The sequence below is a fragment of the Pseudomonas sp. PHC1 genome, from assembly GCF_046487845.1.
In the GTDB taxonomy this organism is placed as follows: domain Bacteria; phylum Pseudomonadota; class Gammaproteobacteria; order Pseudomonadales; family Pseudomonadaceae; genus Aquipseudomonas; species Aquipseudomonas sputi.
The window spans coordinates 105,159-119,787 of the sequence record NZ_JBJXHJ010000022.1 but is presented as its reverse complement, the minus strand read 5'-3'; the positions used below and the strand labels follow the sequence as shown (position 1 = coordinate 119,787).

Genomic DNA, 14,629 nt, shown 5'->3' with positions numbered 1-14,629 from the left:
TGGCGTACGGTTACCGGGATAGCGAATTCTTTTTCATGAAGATCAAGAGCGTGTTTCCCGGCAATCCGTGATGAACCTTTTTTATGGGCGCCTGTTTTTCCAGGCGCAAAAAAAGATCGCAGCCTGCGAAGGCTGCGATCTTTTGCGTTACTTACCAGGCGACGCCGAAGCCGGCGGTGTAGCGGGTCTTGCTCAGGTCCGCGTCCTCGGTGCCGCTGATGATGTCGCGTTCAGCCTTGAGGTTGAGCGAGGCCCAGTCGGTGACCTTGTAGCGCAGGCCCATTTCCGCATCCAGCGCGTAATCGGCAACGCCGGACAGTGGCTTGCCGACTTCGCCATTGGTGAAGAACTCGACCTTCTTGCCGATCAGGTAGCGGTTGTAGTCCCACTTCATGGCGACCGAATAGAAGTTGTCCTTGCTGCCATCGCGGTACTGGTAGTCGGTGCGGTTGAGCAGCGAACCCAGTGAGAATGCCCCCAGCTCGTCGTCCCAGAACTGGTAGCCCGGACCGGTACCGACCACCCGCTGACGGGCCAGCTCTTCAATGTGGTCACGCTTGTAGTTCAGGCGCCCCTGCCAGAACCACTTGTCTGTCAGGAATCGGTCGAGGGCATATTCGGCCCGCCAGTTGTCGGTGGTGGTCACGTCGTCCTGCACTTCGCGGTTGTACTCGCCCTCGGCGGTGTGGCGCCAGCGACCGTGACGGGCAGACGTCTTGAAGCCGATGTCGTAATCGTCGGTGTCCTTCTCCGCACGCTGATAATCCAGCGCCAGATCGACGTTGCCCTTCCAGACCAGATCCTCGACCACCGGTTTGGGCTTGAGAATCTGCTGAATGCTCGCCAGTTCCACGGTTTTCGGCGCCTCGCCGTTGGCCAGGGTGACCTTGCCGTCTTCGGCGGCGCTCAGCGACTTGGCCTTCTCGCCGTTGTAGGCGTCCTGTTTGACCAGCAACTCCTGATCGCTTTCCAGGGTCTTGACCTGCTTCCAGTCGATGGTGACTGCCCCGGCGTACTGGGTCTGGACCAGCAACTTGCCGCCATCGAACAGCGTGATTTTACCGCTCAGCTTGTCACCGTTCTTCAACCAGACGGTGTCGGCAAGCAAAGGTGTGGACGCACTGAAAACAGCAAGGCACAGCAGGGTTCTGGACAACATAAGCGAATCGAAGACTCAAGTTTGCGAAAAAAAGGTCGGCATTATCCGTAGGAATAATTCCCTGACAAGGAGTGACCCGGCTATTTCTGTTGAGTTCATTTCTCAATTGCCCTCCCACCGATTACGCTTAAAGACATAACGCGATCAAGTTCAGGAACCGCGCACGTGACAGACCCGATGCATGCCTGCGAAAACGATCCGCAAATCCGACGCACGGCACTCTATTCCACCCTCGCCCAAGTGCCCGAGGGCAAAGTCGTCAGCTATGGTCAGTTGGCCGAGCTGGCGGGGTTGGGGCGCGCCGCCCGCTGGGTCGGCCGGACCCTCAGCCAATTGCCCGGCGATACCAAACTGCCCTGGCACCGAGTGCTCGGCGCCGGCGGTCGGATCAGCCTGCCGGCGGGCAGCCCGTCCGGAGACGAACAGCGGGCGCGACTGCGCATGGAGGGCATCACCGTCCTGAACAATCGTGTGGATATTCGGCGCCATGGCTGGCGTCCGGTAGAGCACAGCGGTTAGAGTGCGCGCTTTGTTTTCGCAATCTTGAGGCAGACTTCAGCCCATGCCCCGTAAAACCTGGCGCGCCGCGCTCGCCGCCTATGCCAGTCCTTCGACGCTCGTGCTGTTGTTGCTGGGTTTCGCCGCCGGCCTGCCGTACATGCTGGTGTTCTCGACACTTTCGGTCTGGCTGCGTGAAGCCGGAGTGGCCCGCGAGACGATCGGCTACGCCAGCCTGATCGGCCTGGCCTACGCCTTCAAATGGGTCTGGTCGCCTCTGCTCGACCAATGGCGCCTGCCGTTGCTGGGCAAGCTGGGTCGCCGCCGTTCGTGGCTGGTGCTCTCACAGACGCTAGTAATCCTTGGCCTGATCGGCATGGGCTTTTGCGATCCGCAGAAACACCTGTCCTGGCTGATCGCCATCGCTGTGGTCGTGGCGTTCGCCTCTGCCACTCAGGATATCGCGGTCGACGCCTATCGCCTGGAAATCGCCGAGGACAGCCGTCAGGCCGCGCTGGCCGCCAGCTACATGTCCGGCTATCGGATCGCCGCCCTGCTCGCGACCGCGGGTGCACTGTTCTTCGCCGAGGGCTTCGGCTCTACAGGCTTCAAGTACCAGCATTCGGCCTGGACCGGCACCTACGTACTGTTCGGTGCCCTGATGGTGCCCGCCCTGCTCACCACCCTGCTGATGCGCGAGCCCCCCGTACCGTTACGCACCCAGTTGCAGGCCGGGCGCTACACCTTCATGCATCAGCTGATGTCGGTGTTCGTGCTGATCATTTTGCTGGTATCTGTGCCGGCGATGTTCACCCAGCTCTACAACACCGATTTCGCCAGCGTGCTGTTTGGCGACATGAGCCCGCTGGACCTGCTGCTGGAAGACCGAGCGTTCCTGCGGGCGATTCTCTACACCACGCTGACCTGCCTGTGCCTCTCGGCCATGGGCCGTCGCGGTCTGGCGCCGGTGCTGACGCCGGTCAACGACTTCATCCTGCGCTACCGCTGGCAGGCGTTGCTGTTGCTGGGCTTGATCGCCACCTATCGGATGTCCGACACGGTGATGGGCGTAATGGCCAACGTGTTCTACATCGACCAGGGCTTTACCAAGGACCAGATCGCCAGCGTCAGCAAGATCTTCGGCCTGATCATGACCCTCGTTGGCGCCGGCATGGGCGGCCTGCTGATCGTGCGCTTCGGTATCCTGCCGATCCTGTTCATCGGCGGTGCCGCGTCGGCAGGTACCAACCTGCTGTTCCTGATGCTGGCCGACATGGGCGCTAACCTGCAGATGCTGGTGGTCACGATTTCTCTCGACAACTTCAGCTCCGGCCTGGCCACCTCGGCGTTCGTCGCCTACCTGTCGAGCCTGACCAACCTGAAGTTCTCCGCTACCCAGTACGCCCTGCTCAGCTCGATCATGCTCCTGCTGCCCCGCCTGATCGGCGGCTACTCCGGGGTGATGGTGGAGAAGTTCGGTTATCACAACTTCTTCCTGATCACCGCGCTGCTCGGCGTCCCGACCCTGGTGCTGATCGCCCTGCACTGGTTCCAGGAAAGCCGCCGCGAAGGCCCGACGCCGACACCGGAACCCGCCCCGACCTCCGTCGTGGAAGAATCGTAAGACATCTCGCACCCGGCGAGAGGGTTTGCGCCGGGGCTGCACTTCTGTACGTCGGCGGATCTCGCCGTTACACTGCTCCGTCATTTCCAGTCATAGCAACCGACAACGGCCAACCATGCGCACCAGTCAATTTTTGCTCGCCACACAGAAAGAAACGCCTTCCGACGCGGTCGTGATCAGCCACCAGCTGATGCTGCGCGCCGGCATGATCCGCAAACTTGCCTCGGGCCTGTACACCTGGCTGCCGATGGGCTTGCGAGTGATGCGCAAGGTGGAAGCCATCGTTCGCGAAGAAATGGACGCCGCCGGCTCTCTGGAAGTGTTGATGCCGAGCACCCAACCGGCCGAGCTGTGGCAGGAGTCGGGGCGCTGGGAAGAATACGGCCCTGAGCTGCTGCGCATCAAAGACCGCCACGGTCGTGATTTCTGCGCGGGCCCGACCCACGAAGAAGTGATCACCGATCTGATGCGCAACGAATTGAGCAGCTACAAACAGCTGCCGATCAACCTGTACCAGATCCAGACCAAATTCCGTGACGAGATCCGTCCACGCTTCGGCCTGATGCGCGGTCGCGAATTCATCATGAAGGACTCCTATTCGTTCCATGCGGATCAGGCGTCGCTGCAGATCACCTATGACCGCATGCACGAAGCGTACTGCAACATCTTCACCCGCTTGGGCCTGAAATTCCGTCCGGTGGAAGCCGACAACGGTTCGATCGGTGGCGCCGGTTCCCACGAGTTCCACGTGCTGGCCGAGTCCGGCGAAGACGATATCGTCTTCAGCAACGGCTCCGACTACGCGGCGAACATCGAGAAAGCTGAAGCCGTGCCGCGTGAAACCTCGCGCGCCGCTCCAAACGAAGCGCTGCGTCTGGTCGATACGCCAGACACCAAGACCATCGCGGCCCTGGTGGAGAAATTCGGTCTGCCGATCGAAAAGACCATCAAGACCCTGATCGTGCACGCCGAAGAAGAAGGCAAGCTGATCGCCCTGATCATTCGCGGCGACCACGAGCTGAACGAAATCAAGGCTGCCAACCAGCCAGGCGTTGCCAGCCCGCTGGTCATGGCCTCCGATGCCGAACTGCGTGACGCCATTGGCGCCGGCGCCGGTTCCCTCGGCCCGCTGAACCTGCCGCTGCCGATCATCATCGACCGTTCGGTCGAGCTGATGAGCGACTTCGCCATCGGTGCCAACATCGACGACAAGCACTACTTTGGCGTGAACTGGGAGCGTGATCTGCCGGTTCCGACCGTGGCCGACCTGCGCAACGTGGTGGCCGGCGACCCGAGCCCGGACGGCAAGGGCACCCTGGAAATCAAGCGCGGCATCGAAGTCGGGCACATCTTCCAGCTGGGCAACAAGTACAGCAAGGCGATGAAGTGCGAAGTGCTGGGCGAGAACGGCAAGCCGGTGACCCTGGAAATGGGTTGCTACGGTATCGGCGTGTCCCGCGTGGTGGCTGCCGCCATCGAGCAGAACAACGATGAGAACGGCATCATCTGGAGCGACGCCCTGGCACCGTTCCAGATCGCTCTGGTGCCACTGCGCTATGAAACGGAGCTGGTGCGTGAAGCCACCGACAAGCTGTACGCGGAACTGACCGCGGCCGGCTTCGAAGTGCTGCTGGACGACCGCGACAAGAAAACCAGCCCGGGCATCAAGTTCGCGGACATGGAGCTGATCGGCATTCCGCACCGGATCGTGGTCAGCGACCGCGGCCTCGCCGAAGGCAACCTGGAATACAAGAGCCGTACCGAAGGCCAGGCGCAAGCGTTGCCGGTTGCCGACGTGCTGTCCTTCCTTCAGGCCCGCATCCGCCGCTGAAACCAGATAGAGACGTCATGTTCAAGCGAAACACCTTAGGCCTCGGTGGTGCCGCCCTGTGCGGCACCCTGCTGGTCAGCGGCTGTGCCAATCACATGTCACAACGCAGCGAGCACGAGGAACGTGTCGAGCGCAAACTGCTCGATCACAGCCTGCAGATCGATGTCGGCGAGCCCAAGGTGCTTGAGCTGCCGCAACGGCGCGTGAAGATCAACGAACAAAAGACTTTCGAAGTCACCGAGTTCGAGGTCACGCGCCATTACGACCGGTACACGCCTTACCAGCCGTGGCGGGAGCTCTACGAGATCCCGCTGGGCGCGGTGGCGGTGGTCGGCGGCGTCGGCGCGAACGTGGTCAACGTGTTTGCCCTCGGCAATCTGCCCGACAGCGTGACACGGGACTGGCTCAGCTACGGTTTCGCCGGGCTCAACCCGTTCATGAACGTGCAATCGAACGGTCGCGCGCAACAGAACCTGGCCGGCATCGACGAAGTCCAGCGCGACAAGCGCACGGAATATTCGAGCCTGCCGTGGAGCGAACGCCCGGTTCAAGTCAAGGCAGGCAAGCAGACCTTCGACATGACCACCGATCGCAACGGCGTGCTGCGTCTGAACCTGCTGGACAGCCCGTTCGCTGAAAACGACCTCAATCATGTGGGCAAACTGCAGATCAGCGTCGAAGACGGCAAGGATGACGTGCATTCCGACTCGTCTTTGGCGATCAGCAGTCACCTGCGCGGCAAGCTGCTGGAGGCTCACGGGCTGATCTACGACGATCTGGAAGACGACGAAGTGAGCCAGTGGGTTCACCGGGTCAAGCGTCTGTCGGAACTGGGTCTGGAAGAAGAAGCCAGTGAACTGGAACAAAGCCTGATCGAACTGACCCGCAACGATCCCGAGTTGCAGGCCGAATTCCTCAAGTCCCTGACCCGGGATGCGGGGCGTCTGGTGGCGGATCCGGGGCCGAACTGAAAAGCCTGAAAAAATGCCCGAACCTGCTTCGGGCATTTTTGTCCGTCTAGCGCTCGAACAGCTCCATTTGTTCGAACCCGCCGCGCAAATCCTCGAGCCGCACACCCACCCCCAGCAACCGCACCGGTTTGCCTCCGCGATTGAACGCCTGGGTCAACATCAACTGATAACTGCCCAGATCCCGCCCTGCCCCGGCCTGCTCCAGTGTGGTCTGGGTGAAATCATGAAACTTCACTTTGACGAACGGCTTGCCCGGCCGGTAGCTGCTGTCGATCCGCGCCATGCGGATTTTCAGGGTTTCCAGCAGTTCCGGCAGCTTGTCGAGACAACTGCGCAGATCCGGCAGATCGACGTCGTAGGTGTTTTCCACACTGATTGACTGACGGCGACTGTCGTTGTGCACCCGCCGCTCATCGATCCCACGGGCCAGACTCCACAAACGTTCGCCGAAACTGCCGAACTCCCGTACCAGCGCCAGCTTGTCCCACTCACGCAATTGCAGGCAGTCAGTGATACCCAGCTTGCCCAGCTTGTCAGCCGTGACCTTGCCCACCCCGTGCAACTTGCTCACCGGCAAGCCACTGACGAACTCTTCGACCTGATCCGGGGTAACCACGAACAAGCCATTGGGCTTTCTCCAGTCACTGGCGATCTTGGCCAGAAACTTGTTCGGCGCCACGCCGGCAGAGACAGTGATGTGCAATTGATTGGAAACCCGGCGGCGAATGTCCTGAGCGATGCGCGTGGCGCTGCCGCCGAAATGCGCGCTGTCCGAGACGTCGAGGTAGGCTTCGTCCAGCGAAAGCGGCTCGATCAGGTCGGTGTAGTCGCTGAAAATCGTATGAATTTCCTTCGACGCCTCGCGATAGGCGTCCATACGCGGCTTGACGATGGTCAGGTCCGGGCACAGCTTCAAGGCATGTCCGGACGACATTGCCGAACGAACACCGTAAGCCCGTGCCTCATAGTTGCAGGTGGCGATCACTCCGCGCCGGTCCGCCGAGCCACCCACCGCCAACGGCTTGCCGGCGAGGCGCGGGTCATCCCGCATCTCGATGGCGGCGTAGAAACAGTCACAGTCGACGTGGATGATTTTTCGCTGAGTCATGACAGAAAAGGAAACATGGCGAGCCGGACCGGCAGTATCTCACTGACACCTGTATATAGCACCAGTGGTATGAATGTTCTTTTCAGTTTGTAGGAAACGGCCTTTGAATTTATTTTCTCAATCGGAAACCAATCCTCAATAGAGCTGAAAGCCTTGTCCCGCCTGACCTGCAGCCCATGAAAGCACCGTCCGCCTGCGCTAACCAATTGAAGCTGAAGAGATTTTATCCACATTGAAGGTTGACACACCGGCGTTCCTCTGTAGAATGCCGCCACACAGACGCGGGATGGAGCAGTCTGGTAGCTCGTCGGGCTCATAACCCGAAGGTCGTCGGTTCAAATCCGGCTCCCGCAACCAAACATCAAAAAAGGCTACTCGAAAGAGTGGCCTTTTTTGTATCTGTGGAAAAAGTCCTTTCGCAACAATGATCTGTCACTGTGCAGTGAACCGTTCAGGATCTTCAGACCCGCCGAGTTGCGACTATGCTTGAATCGCGTGCAAGGCGTCTGCAATCCAGGAGCTGCCCTCGCCGATACCCGGTGAGAGGCGTAGTATTTTGTGATTATTTTTTTCTACAGGGATTGGTAACTTGGCTGGATACCTCCATCCTGTCGCGCACAATCCAAGAGGTGATTGATGCGCGCCAACTCGTCTGATTCACAAGACACCGTCACAGCAAACCCACCGATCAAGCCTGAGCGTCTGCGCCTGCTGGATCGGATCAGCAAATACCGGCAACCGATCGGTCTGGCGGTCACTTTGCTGCTGTTCACCATCGCGCTGATTGCCTGTCGCCATCTGCTCAGCGAACTCGATCTCGACGCCTTGCACGACTCGATTCTCGAGGTACCGAAGCCGGCCCTGCTCGGCGCCTTCGGTGCGACGATCGTCGGCTTCATCATTCTGCTCGGCTATGAATGGTCGGCCAGTCGTTATGCCTGCGTGACGCTGGCACCGAAAACCCTGGCTCTGGGCGGCTTCACCGCATTTGCCATAGGCAACGCGATCGGCCTGTCGATGTTGTCCGGCGGTTCGGTGCGTTACCGTTTATATGCACGGCATGGCCTGGGTGCTTCCGAAGTCGCGCACATGACCCTGTTCGCCAGCCTGTCGCTGGGCTGCGCCCTGCCGCCACTGGCTGCCCTTGCGACCCTGAGCAACCTGCCGGCCGCGTCACAGGCACTGGGACTGTCCGAGACCTTATTGGGGACGATTGCCGGTGTGGTGCTGTTGCTCGGCGCAATCCTGGCCATCGGCATCTATCGCCGTCGCCTGCCGGAACAGCCGTACCCCGACAACCTGCTGGTTCGAGCCGGTCGCCGCACCCTGCGCCTGCCGGGTCGCCGCCTGACGTTCCTGCAACTGGTCATCACCGCCCTCGACGTCGCCGCCGCTGCGACCGTCCTTTATCTGCTGCTGCCGGAAGCGCCGCCCTTCGGTGCATTCCTGCTGGTCTATCTGCTGGCGCTGGCTGCGGGTGTACTCAGTCACGTTCCGGGTGGCGTGGGTGTCTTCGAAGCGATTCTGCTCGCGGCCTTCGCCGACAAGCTCGGTGCTGCGCCTCTGGCCGCTGCCCTGCTTCTTTATCGCCTGATCTATGTGGTGCTGCCGTTCCTGGTGGCCTGCGTACTGTTGCTGCTCAACGAAGGCCAGCGCCTGTTTCAGTCGCAGACGATGCGTGCAGCCTCTGGTCTGGCGGCGCCGATTCTCGCGGTGCTGGTGTTCCTGTCCGGCGTGGTGCTGCTGTTTTCCGGCGCGACGCCAGAGATCGACACCCGCCTGGAACACATCGGCTTTCTGATTCCTCACCGCCTGGTCGACGCCTCGCACTTCGGCGCCAGCCTGATCGGCGTGCTGTGCCTGATGCTCGCTCAAGGCCTGCGTCGCCGGCTGTCGGCGGCGTGGATGCTGACCACCATTCTGTTGCTGGTGGGCGCCCTGCTCTCGCTGCTCAAGGGTTTCGACTGGGAAGAAGCGACCCTGATGACCCTCACCGCCGCGCTGCTGGGGGTGTTCCGTCGCTCGTTCTACCGCCCGAGCCGTCTGACCGAACTGCCGTTCTCGCCGCTGTATCTGGTGGCCAGCCTGTGCGTACTCGGTGCTTCGACCTGGCTTTTGCTGTTCGCTTATCAGGACGTTCCGTACAGCCATCAACTGTGGTGGCAGTTCACTCTCGATGCCGACGCCCCGCGCGGCCTGCGCTCGCTGCTCGGCGCCGCCGTGCTGCTGCTGGTGATCGCCCTGACCTGGCTGCTGCGCACCGCCCGCCCGGTGATCCACCTGCCGACACCCGATGAGCTGGAACGCGCCTCGAAGATCCTGATGGCCTCCTCGCAACCGGACGGCGGCCTGGCCCTGACCGGCGACAAGGCGCTGCTGTTTCATCCCAACGACGAAGCCTTCCTGATGTACGCCCGCCGCGGCCGCAGTCTGGTGGCCCTGTACGACCCGATCGGCCCTGGCCAGCAGCGGGCCGAGATGATCTGGCAGTTCCGCGACCTGTGCGACATCCATCACGCCCGCCCGGTGTTCTATCAGGTACGTGCGGAAAACCTGCCGTACTACATGGACATCGGCCTGACCGCGATCAAGCTCGGCGAGGAAGCCCGGGTCGATCTGCATCGCTTTGACCTGGACGCCAAGGGCAAGGAGATGAAGGACCTGCGCTACACCTGGAACCGGGGCACCCGCGACGGTCTGTCGCTGGAAATCCATGAGCCGGGCCAGGCGCCGATGGATGAGCTCAAGGTGATTTCCGATGCCTGGCTGACCGGCAAGAACGTGCGCGAGAAAGGCTTCTCCCTCGGCCGTTTCAGCGACGATTACCTGAAGCATTTCCGCATCGCGGTGATTCGCTTCGAAGGCCGCCCGGTGGCGTTCGCCAACCTGCTCGAGACCTACAGCCATGACCTGGCCAGTCTCGACCTGATGCGCGCGCACCCGGACGCCCCCAAGCTGACCATGGAATTCATGATGGTCGGTCTGATTCAACACTATAAGAGTCACGGATACGCGCGCTTCAGCCTGGGCATGGTGCCGCTGTCGGGGTTGCAACCCCGGCGCGGGGCACCGCTGACCCAGCGTCTGGGCTCGATGGTTTTCCGCCGTGGTGAGCAGCTGTACAACTTCCAAGGCTTGCGCCGCTTCAAAGACAAGTTCCAGCCTGACTGGGAACCCCGTTATATGGCCGTGCCCGCCGGACTCGATCCGCTGGTGGCGCTGGCCGACACTGCTGCCCTGATCGCGGGCGGCTTGACTGGATTGGTGAAACGCTGATGATTCAACGCTCCCTGAAGTACATCCTGGTCGCACTGCTGGTGCTGGCCGCGATTGCCGGCGGCGGTTTCTGGTACCTCAAACGCCCGGCACCGGAACCGACCCTCGAACAGCTCACCCCGGCCGACGGCGCTGCCATGACCCGGGTGATCCCCGGCACCAAGCCCAAGGCTCAGGTGCTGGTGGCGGTCAACGACGACCAGAAACTCAGCGACAAGCAACTGAGCACCCTGAGCCGCAGCGCCTCGGCGCAGATCGTCCAGGTGATCCTGCCCAAGGACTGCCTGCTGCAAAGCCGCGCCCTGCAAGCCGGCCTGCGCGAACTGAACGGCCCGGCGACGCTGGTCAGCGGCATCGGCCCCGGCGCCGTGCTGGCGTGGCGCTGGTTGTCCGAGCAGAAAGACGACAAGGCTCAAGCCGTATCGGTCGACCTGGCCCTGGAAAAACCCGGCTGCACCCACCTGCTGCCGAAAGCCGCCGCCCACGGCCACTGGCTGGTGGCCTGGAACGACAACCCGGACGACACCAGCGCCGGTTTCGTGCGCGACCAACCGAACGCCGAAACCAGCATCAGCGACTACGACATCAACCTGCCGCAAGTGCTGAACAACGAACTGCGCAAGCTCCTCGTCGGCGGCGACAAGGCCAACGGCGGCTTGCAGATCCCGGTGGTGGAAGTCCCGGCCGGTCAGGCCAAGGACACCGTGACCCTGTTCCTGTCCGGTGACGGCGGCTGGCGCGATCTGGACCGCGACGTGGCCGGTGAAATGGCCAAGATCGGCTACCCGGTGGTCGGCATCGACACCCTGCGCTACTACTGGCAGCACAAGAGCCCGGAACAGAGCGCCCTCGACCTGACCGAACTGATGCAGCACTACCGCCAGAAATGGGGCACCAAGCGCTTCATCCTGACCGGCTACTCGTTCGGCGCCGACGTCCTGCCGGCGATCTACAACCGCCTGCCGGAAACCGAGCAGCAGCGCGTCGACGCAATCATCCTGCTGGCCTTCGCCCGCACCGGCAGCTTCGAAATCGAAGTCGAAGGCTGGCTCGGCAACGCCGGCAAAGAAGCCGCGACCGGCCCGGAAATGGCCAAGCTGCCACCGGCCAAGGTCGTGTGCATCTACGGTGAAGAAGAAGCCGACGAAAGCGGCTGCACCGACAAGACCGCGGTGGGCGAAGCGGTGAAACTGCCTGGCGGCCACCACTTCGACGAGAACTACCCGGCGCTGGCCAAGCGTCTGGTGGATCTGATCGAGAAGCGCCAGAACTCGGCGCAGGTGGCGGAAGAGTGATCTGAAGCGCCCCCAAAAAAGCCCCCGCAACTTCGCAGTTGCGGGGGCTTTTTCATTCAATGCTTGACTCTCCATGAAACTGAAAACGCCAGGTGTCCACATTCCATAAAACGTGGACACCTGCTTCATTGGCCTTTTCGAGTCGTCAACTCCACATTCATCTGCCGCACCAAAGCCGCGCAAAACCGCCATCGACGTTTAGTTTCGTTTACGTCTGGTGTCGCAATATCAGATGACGTCCGCATACCTTGTAGGCAAACTCCTAATCTCGTGTTTGGGCACTTTGCCGCCCTATTGCGCTGTTTTTCGACGGGATACTCTCTGGACGTCGCTGACCCTTTCAGCGATCGGGTGTGGTAACCCGGACAAACCAGCGCAACAGCGCCCTCATCTCAATCACAGGCACTTTCATGTCTGTGATTTCGAGTTATGGCAGCTGTGCGTGGGACGCCTTCGGGCGTGCCGGTTTCCTTGGTTCCCGGTTTACCACCCTGCGTACAGCTGCCTCCCTTTCGTGTGGTAACGGAAGTTGCAGCTCCTCGAACCAAGGAGTAACACCATGACCGAAACGAAATCGCCGTCCCCCGCAGAACTCACAACCATCGGCTTCACCTCTTTCCTCTACAGCTCGGATCAGGCGTTACTCAACGTTCGCTCCGGCGTCCCCATCATCGAAGCACTGTCCCAGGCTTCAGACCTGTTGTTCCTCGCCAAATCCTTCGCCGAGGATGCCGCCTACGACAAAGAAAGCGACCGTCACGCCTGGGCCGCGCATTACCTGACGATAATCGGCAAGGCCTTGGTCGACGACGTGATGAAGGCCCTGATGCCGCGACCTGCGCGAACGAAGACCGAATCTGAGGCAGAGCTGCCAGAAAGCATGTAACGGCGCAAAAACGAAAAAGCCCCCGCCAGCCGCAAAGCTGACGGGGGCTTTTCAGTTGCGACGAGGCCTACATCTCCACCTGCGTCCCCAACTCAATCACCCGGTTCAGCGGCAGATTGAAGAACCGCAAGTTCCCGTTGGCATTCTTCAACATGAATGCAAACAGCGCTTCACGCCAACGGGCCATGCCTTCGAGTTTCGAAGCGATGACCGTTTCGCGGCTGAGGAAGTAGGTGGTGCGCATCGGGCTGAAGTCCAGGCCGTCCAGATGGCACAGCTTCAGCGCCTGCGGCACGTCCGGCTCGTCGGTGAAGCCGAAGTGCAGGATCACCCGGAAGAAGCCTTCGCCGTGGGCTTCGACTTCGAAGCGTCGGGAGGGCGGGACGCGCGGGATGTCTTCGTAGACCACGGTCAGCAGCACCACTTGTTCATGCAGCACCTGGTTGTGCAGCAGGTTGTGCAACAGCGCGTGCGGCACGGCGTCGGAGCGGGCGGTGAGGAACACGGCGGTGCCCTGCACGCGGTGCGGTGGCTGGACGCGGATGCTGCTGATGAAGATCGGCAGCGGCAGCGCGCCCTCGTCGAGGCGCTCGACCAGCAGTTGCTTGCCGCGCTTCCAGGTGGTCATCAGCACGAACAGCGCGATACCGGCGATCACCGGGAAGGCGCCACCCTGGACGATCTTCGGCACGTTGGCGGCGAAGTACAGACCGTCCACCAACAGGAAGCCGAGCAGCACCGGCACCGCCAGAATCGGTGGCCATTTCCACAGCAGCAACATGACCGCCGACACCAGAATCGTGGTCATCAGCATCGTGCCAGTCACCGCCACACCATAAGCAGAAGCCAAGGCGCCGGAGGATTCGAAGCCCAGCACCAGCAGGACCACACCGACCATCAGCGACCAGTTCACCGCACCAATATAGATCTGGCCCTGCTCATCGCTGGAGGTGTGCTGGATGTACATGCGCGGGATGTAACCGAGCTGGATGGCCTGACGGGTCAGGGAGAACGCGCCGGAAATCACCGCCTGGGACGCAATGACCGTGGCCAGGGTCGACAGACCGACCAGCGGGATCAGTGCCCAGCTCGGCGCCAGCAGGTAGAACGGGTTGCGCGCCGCTTCCGGGTTCTCCAGCAGCAAGGCGCCCTGACCGAAGTAGTTCAGCACCAGCGCTGGCAGCACCAGCAGGAACCACGCCCGGGCAATCGGCTTGCGGCCGAAGTGGCCCATGTCGGCATAGAGCGCTTCGGCACCGGTCAGCGCCAGCACCACGGCGCCGAGAATGGCCACGCCCATGCCGGTATGCACCATGAAAAAGTGCACGGCCCAGATCGGGTTCAGCGCCTTCAGCACTTCCGGGGAATGGCTGATGCCGTAGATTCCGAGGCCCCCGAGGACCAGAAACCAGGTGACCATGATCGGCCCGAACAGAATGCCGATCCGCGCCGTACCGTGTTTCTGGATCAGAAACAGTCCCACCAGCACCACCAATGAAATCGGCACGACCCAATGATCAATACCCTCGAACGCCAGCCCCAGCCCTTCAATGGCCGAGAGCACGGAAATCGCCGGGGTAATCATGCTGTCGCCATAGAACAGCGCCGCGCCGATCAATCCGCAGACCACCAGCAACGTGCGTAACCGCTTGCGTCCCGCGGCTGCCCGACGGGCCAGCGCGGTGAGCGCCATGATCCCGCCTTCGCCCTGGTTGTCGGCGCGCAACACGAACATCATGTACTTGATTGAAACGACCCAGATCAGCGACCAGAAAATCAGCGACAGAATGCCCAGCACCCCGTCGTGGTTCACCGGTACGCCGTAACCGCCGGAAAACACTTCTTTGAGGGTGTACAACGGGCTCGTGCCGATGTCGCCGTAAACTACCCCGACCGCCGCGACCAGCATGCTCAGCGGCTTGGTGGCCGAACCTTCGGCGCCCGCCGCGTGACTACTTGCCTGACCCATCCAACACTCCTG

Annotated in this window: 10 protein-coding genes and 1 tRNA gene; 8 read left to right on the top strand and 3 right to left on the bottom strand. The window is 61.5% G+C overall.

All coding sequences use genetic code 11. From position 1 onward, the window contains the following. Window positions 1–151: 151 nt before the first annotated feature. Entirely contained in the window at window positions 152–1,159 is a 1,008-nt protein-coding gene (locus tag ACKJSM_RS23460; RefSeq protein ID WP_007954986.1) for a DUF481 domain-containing protein, read from the bottom strand. Between the two features lie 177 nt (window positions 1,160–1,336). On the opposite strand from ACKJSM_RS23460, the gene ACKJSM_RS23455 reads away from it, so the two are divergent. From ACKJSM_RS23455 to ACKJSM_RS23440, 4 genes are all read left to right on the top strand, one after another. Next, window positions 1,337–1,678, top strand: coding sequence for an MGMT family protein (locus ACKJSM_RS23455; RefSeq protein WP_011332761.1), 342 nt, complete (start codon window positions 1,337–1,339; stop codon window positions 1,676–1,678). Between the two features lie 43 nt (window positions 1,679–1,721). Beyond that, window positions 1,722–3,281: an AmpG family muropeptide MFS transporter gene (locus ACKJSM_RS23450; RefSeq protein ID WP_236178400.1), complete on the top strand. Its 1,560-nt coding sequence runs from the start codon at window positions 1,722–1,724 to the stop codon at window positions 3,279–3,281. A 115-nt stretch (window positions 3,282–3,396) separates the two neighbouring features. Next, complete coding sequence (locus tag ACKJSM_RS23445) at window positions 3,397–5,112, top strand: proline--tRNA ligase (RefSeq protein ID WP_410239000.1); 1,716 nt, start codon at window positions 3,397–3,399, stop codon at window positions 5,110–5,112. A gap of 17 nt (window positions 5,113–5,129) precedes the next feature. Next, complete coding sequence (locus tag ACKJSM_RS23440; protein ID WP_410238999.1) at window positions 5,130–6,083, top strand: hypothetical protein; 954 nt, start codon at window positions 5,130–5,132, stop codon at window positions 6,081–6,083. 46 nt (window positions 6,084–6,129) lie between these two features. Here the strand turns inward: ACKJSM_RS23440 and dinB are convergent, their stop codons facing one another. Beyond that, entirely contained in the window at window positions 6,130–7,191 is a 1,062-nt protein-coding gene (gene dinB / locus ACKJSM_RS23435) for a DNA polymerase IV (RefSeq protein WP_410238998.1), read from the bottom strand. Between the two features lie 280 nt (window positions 7,192–7,471). Between dinB and ACKJSM_RS23430 the strand changes: the two genes are divergently transcribed. The 4 genes from ACKJSM_RS23430 to ACKJSM_RS23415 all read left to right on the top strand — a co-directional run bounded on the left by ACKJSM_RS23430 (window position 7,472) and on the right by ACKJSM_RS23415 (window position 12,648). Beyond that, window positions 7,472–7,548, top strand: a tRNA-Met gene (locus tag ACKJSM_RS23430). A 279-nt stretch (window positions 7,549–7,827) separates the two neighbouring features. Then, on the top strand, window positions 7,828–10,467 hold the full coding sequence (gene mprF, locus ACKJSM_RS23425) for a bifunctional lysylphosphatidylglycerol flippase/synthetase MprF (RefSeq protein WP_339485515.1): 2,640 nt from the start codon (window positions 7,828–7,830) through the stop codon (window positions 10,465–10,467). Beyond that, window positions 10,467–11,762 carry a virulence factor family protein gene (locus ACKJSM_RS23420; RefSeq protein ID WP_236178395.1) on the top strand — a complete coding sequence of 432 codons (1,296 nt, stop codon included), beginning with the start codon at window positions 10,467–10,469 and terminating at the stop codon, window positions 11,760–11,762. Before mprF ends, ACKJSM_RS23420 begins: the two co-directional genes overlap by 1 nt. Before the next feature lie 559 nt (window positions 11,763–12,321). Then, window positions 12,322–12,648, top strand: coding sequence for a DUF3077 domain-containing protein (locus ACKJSM_RS23415; RefSeq protein WP_236178394.1), 327 nt, complete (start codon window positions 12,322–12,324; stop codon window positions 12,646–12,648). Window positions 12,649–12,715: 67 nt separating this feature from the next. Here ACKJSM_RS23415 and ACKJSM_RS23410 read toward each other — a convergent pair whose 3' ends face one another. Next, window positions 12,716–14,557, bottom strand: coding sequence for a potassium transporter Kup (locus ACKJSM_RS23410; RefSeq protein ID WP_373874292.1), 1,842 nt, complete (start codon window positions 14,555–14,557; stop codon window positions 12,716–12,718). Window positions 14,558–14,629: the final 72 nt, after the last annotated feature.

Bases quoted from the DNA above. Each gene is read 5' to 3' on its own strand.
- ACKJSM_RS23420 (WP_236178395.1), top strand. From the start codon at position 10,467: ATGATTCAACGCTCCCTGAAGTACATCCTGGTCGCACTGCTGGTGCTG.
- ACKJSM_RS23445 (WP_410239000.1), top strand. From the start codon at position 3,397: ATGCGCACCAGTCAATTTTTGCTCGCCACACAGAAAGAAACGCCTTCC.
- dinB (WP_410238998.1), bottom strand. From the start codon at position 7,191: ATGACTCAGCGAAAAATCATCCACGTCGACTGTGACTGTTTCTACGCC.
- ACKJSM_RS23455 (WP_011332761.1), top strand. From the start codon at position 1,337: ATGCATGCCTGCGAAAACGATCCGCAAATCCGACGCACGGCACTCTAT.
- ACKJSM_RS23415 (WP_236178394.1), top strand. From the start codon at position 12,322: ATGACCGAAACGAAATCGCCGTCCCCCGCAGAACTCACAACCATCGGC.
- ACKJSM_RS23440 (WP_410238999.1), top strand. From the start codon at position 5,130: ATGTTCAAGCGAAACACCTTAGGCCTCGGTGGTGCCGCCCTGTGCGGC.
- mprF (WP_339485515.1), top strand. From the start codon at position 7,828: ATGCGCGCCAACTCGTCTGATTCACAAGACACCGTCACAGCAAACCCA.
- ACKJSM_RS23460 (WP_007954986.1), bottom strand. From the start codon at position 1,159: ATGTTGTCCAGAACCCTGCTGTGCCTTGCTGTTTTCAGTGCGTCCACA.
- ACKJSM_RS23450 (WP_236178400.1), top strand. From the start codon at position 1,722: ATGCCCCGTAAAACCTGGCGCGCCGCGCTCGCCGCCTATGCCAGTCCT.
- ACKJSM_RS23410 (WP_373874292.1), bottom strand. From the start codon at position 14,557: ATGCTGGTCGCGGCGGTCGGGGTAGTTTACGGCGACATCGGCACGAGC.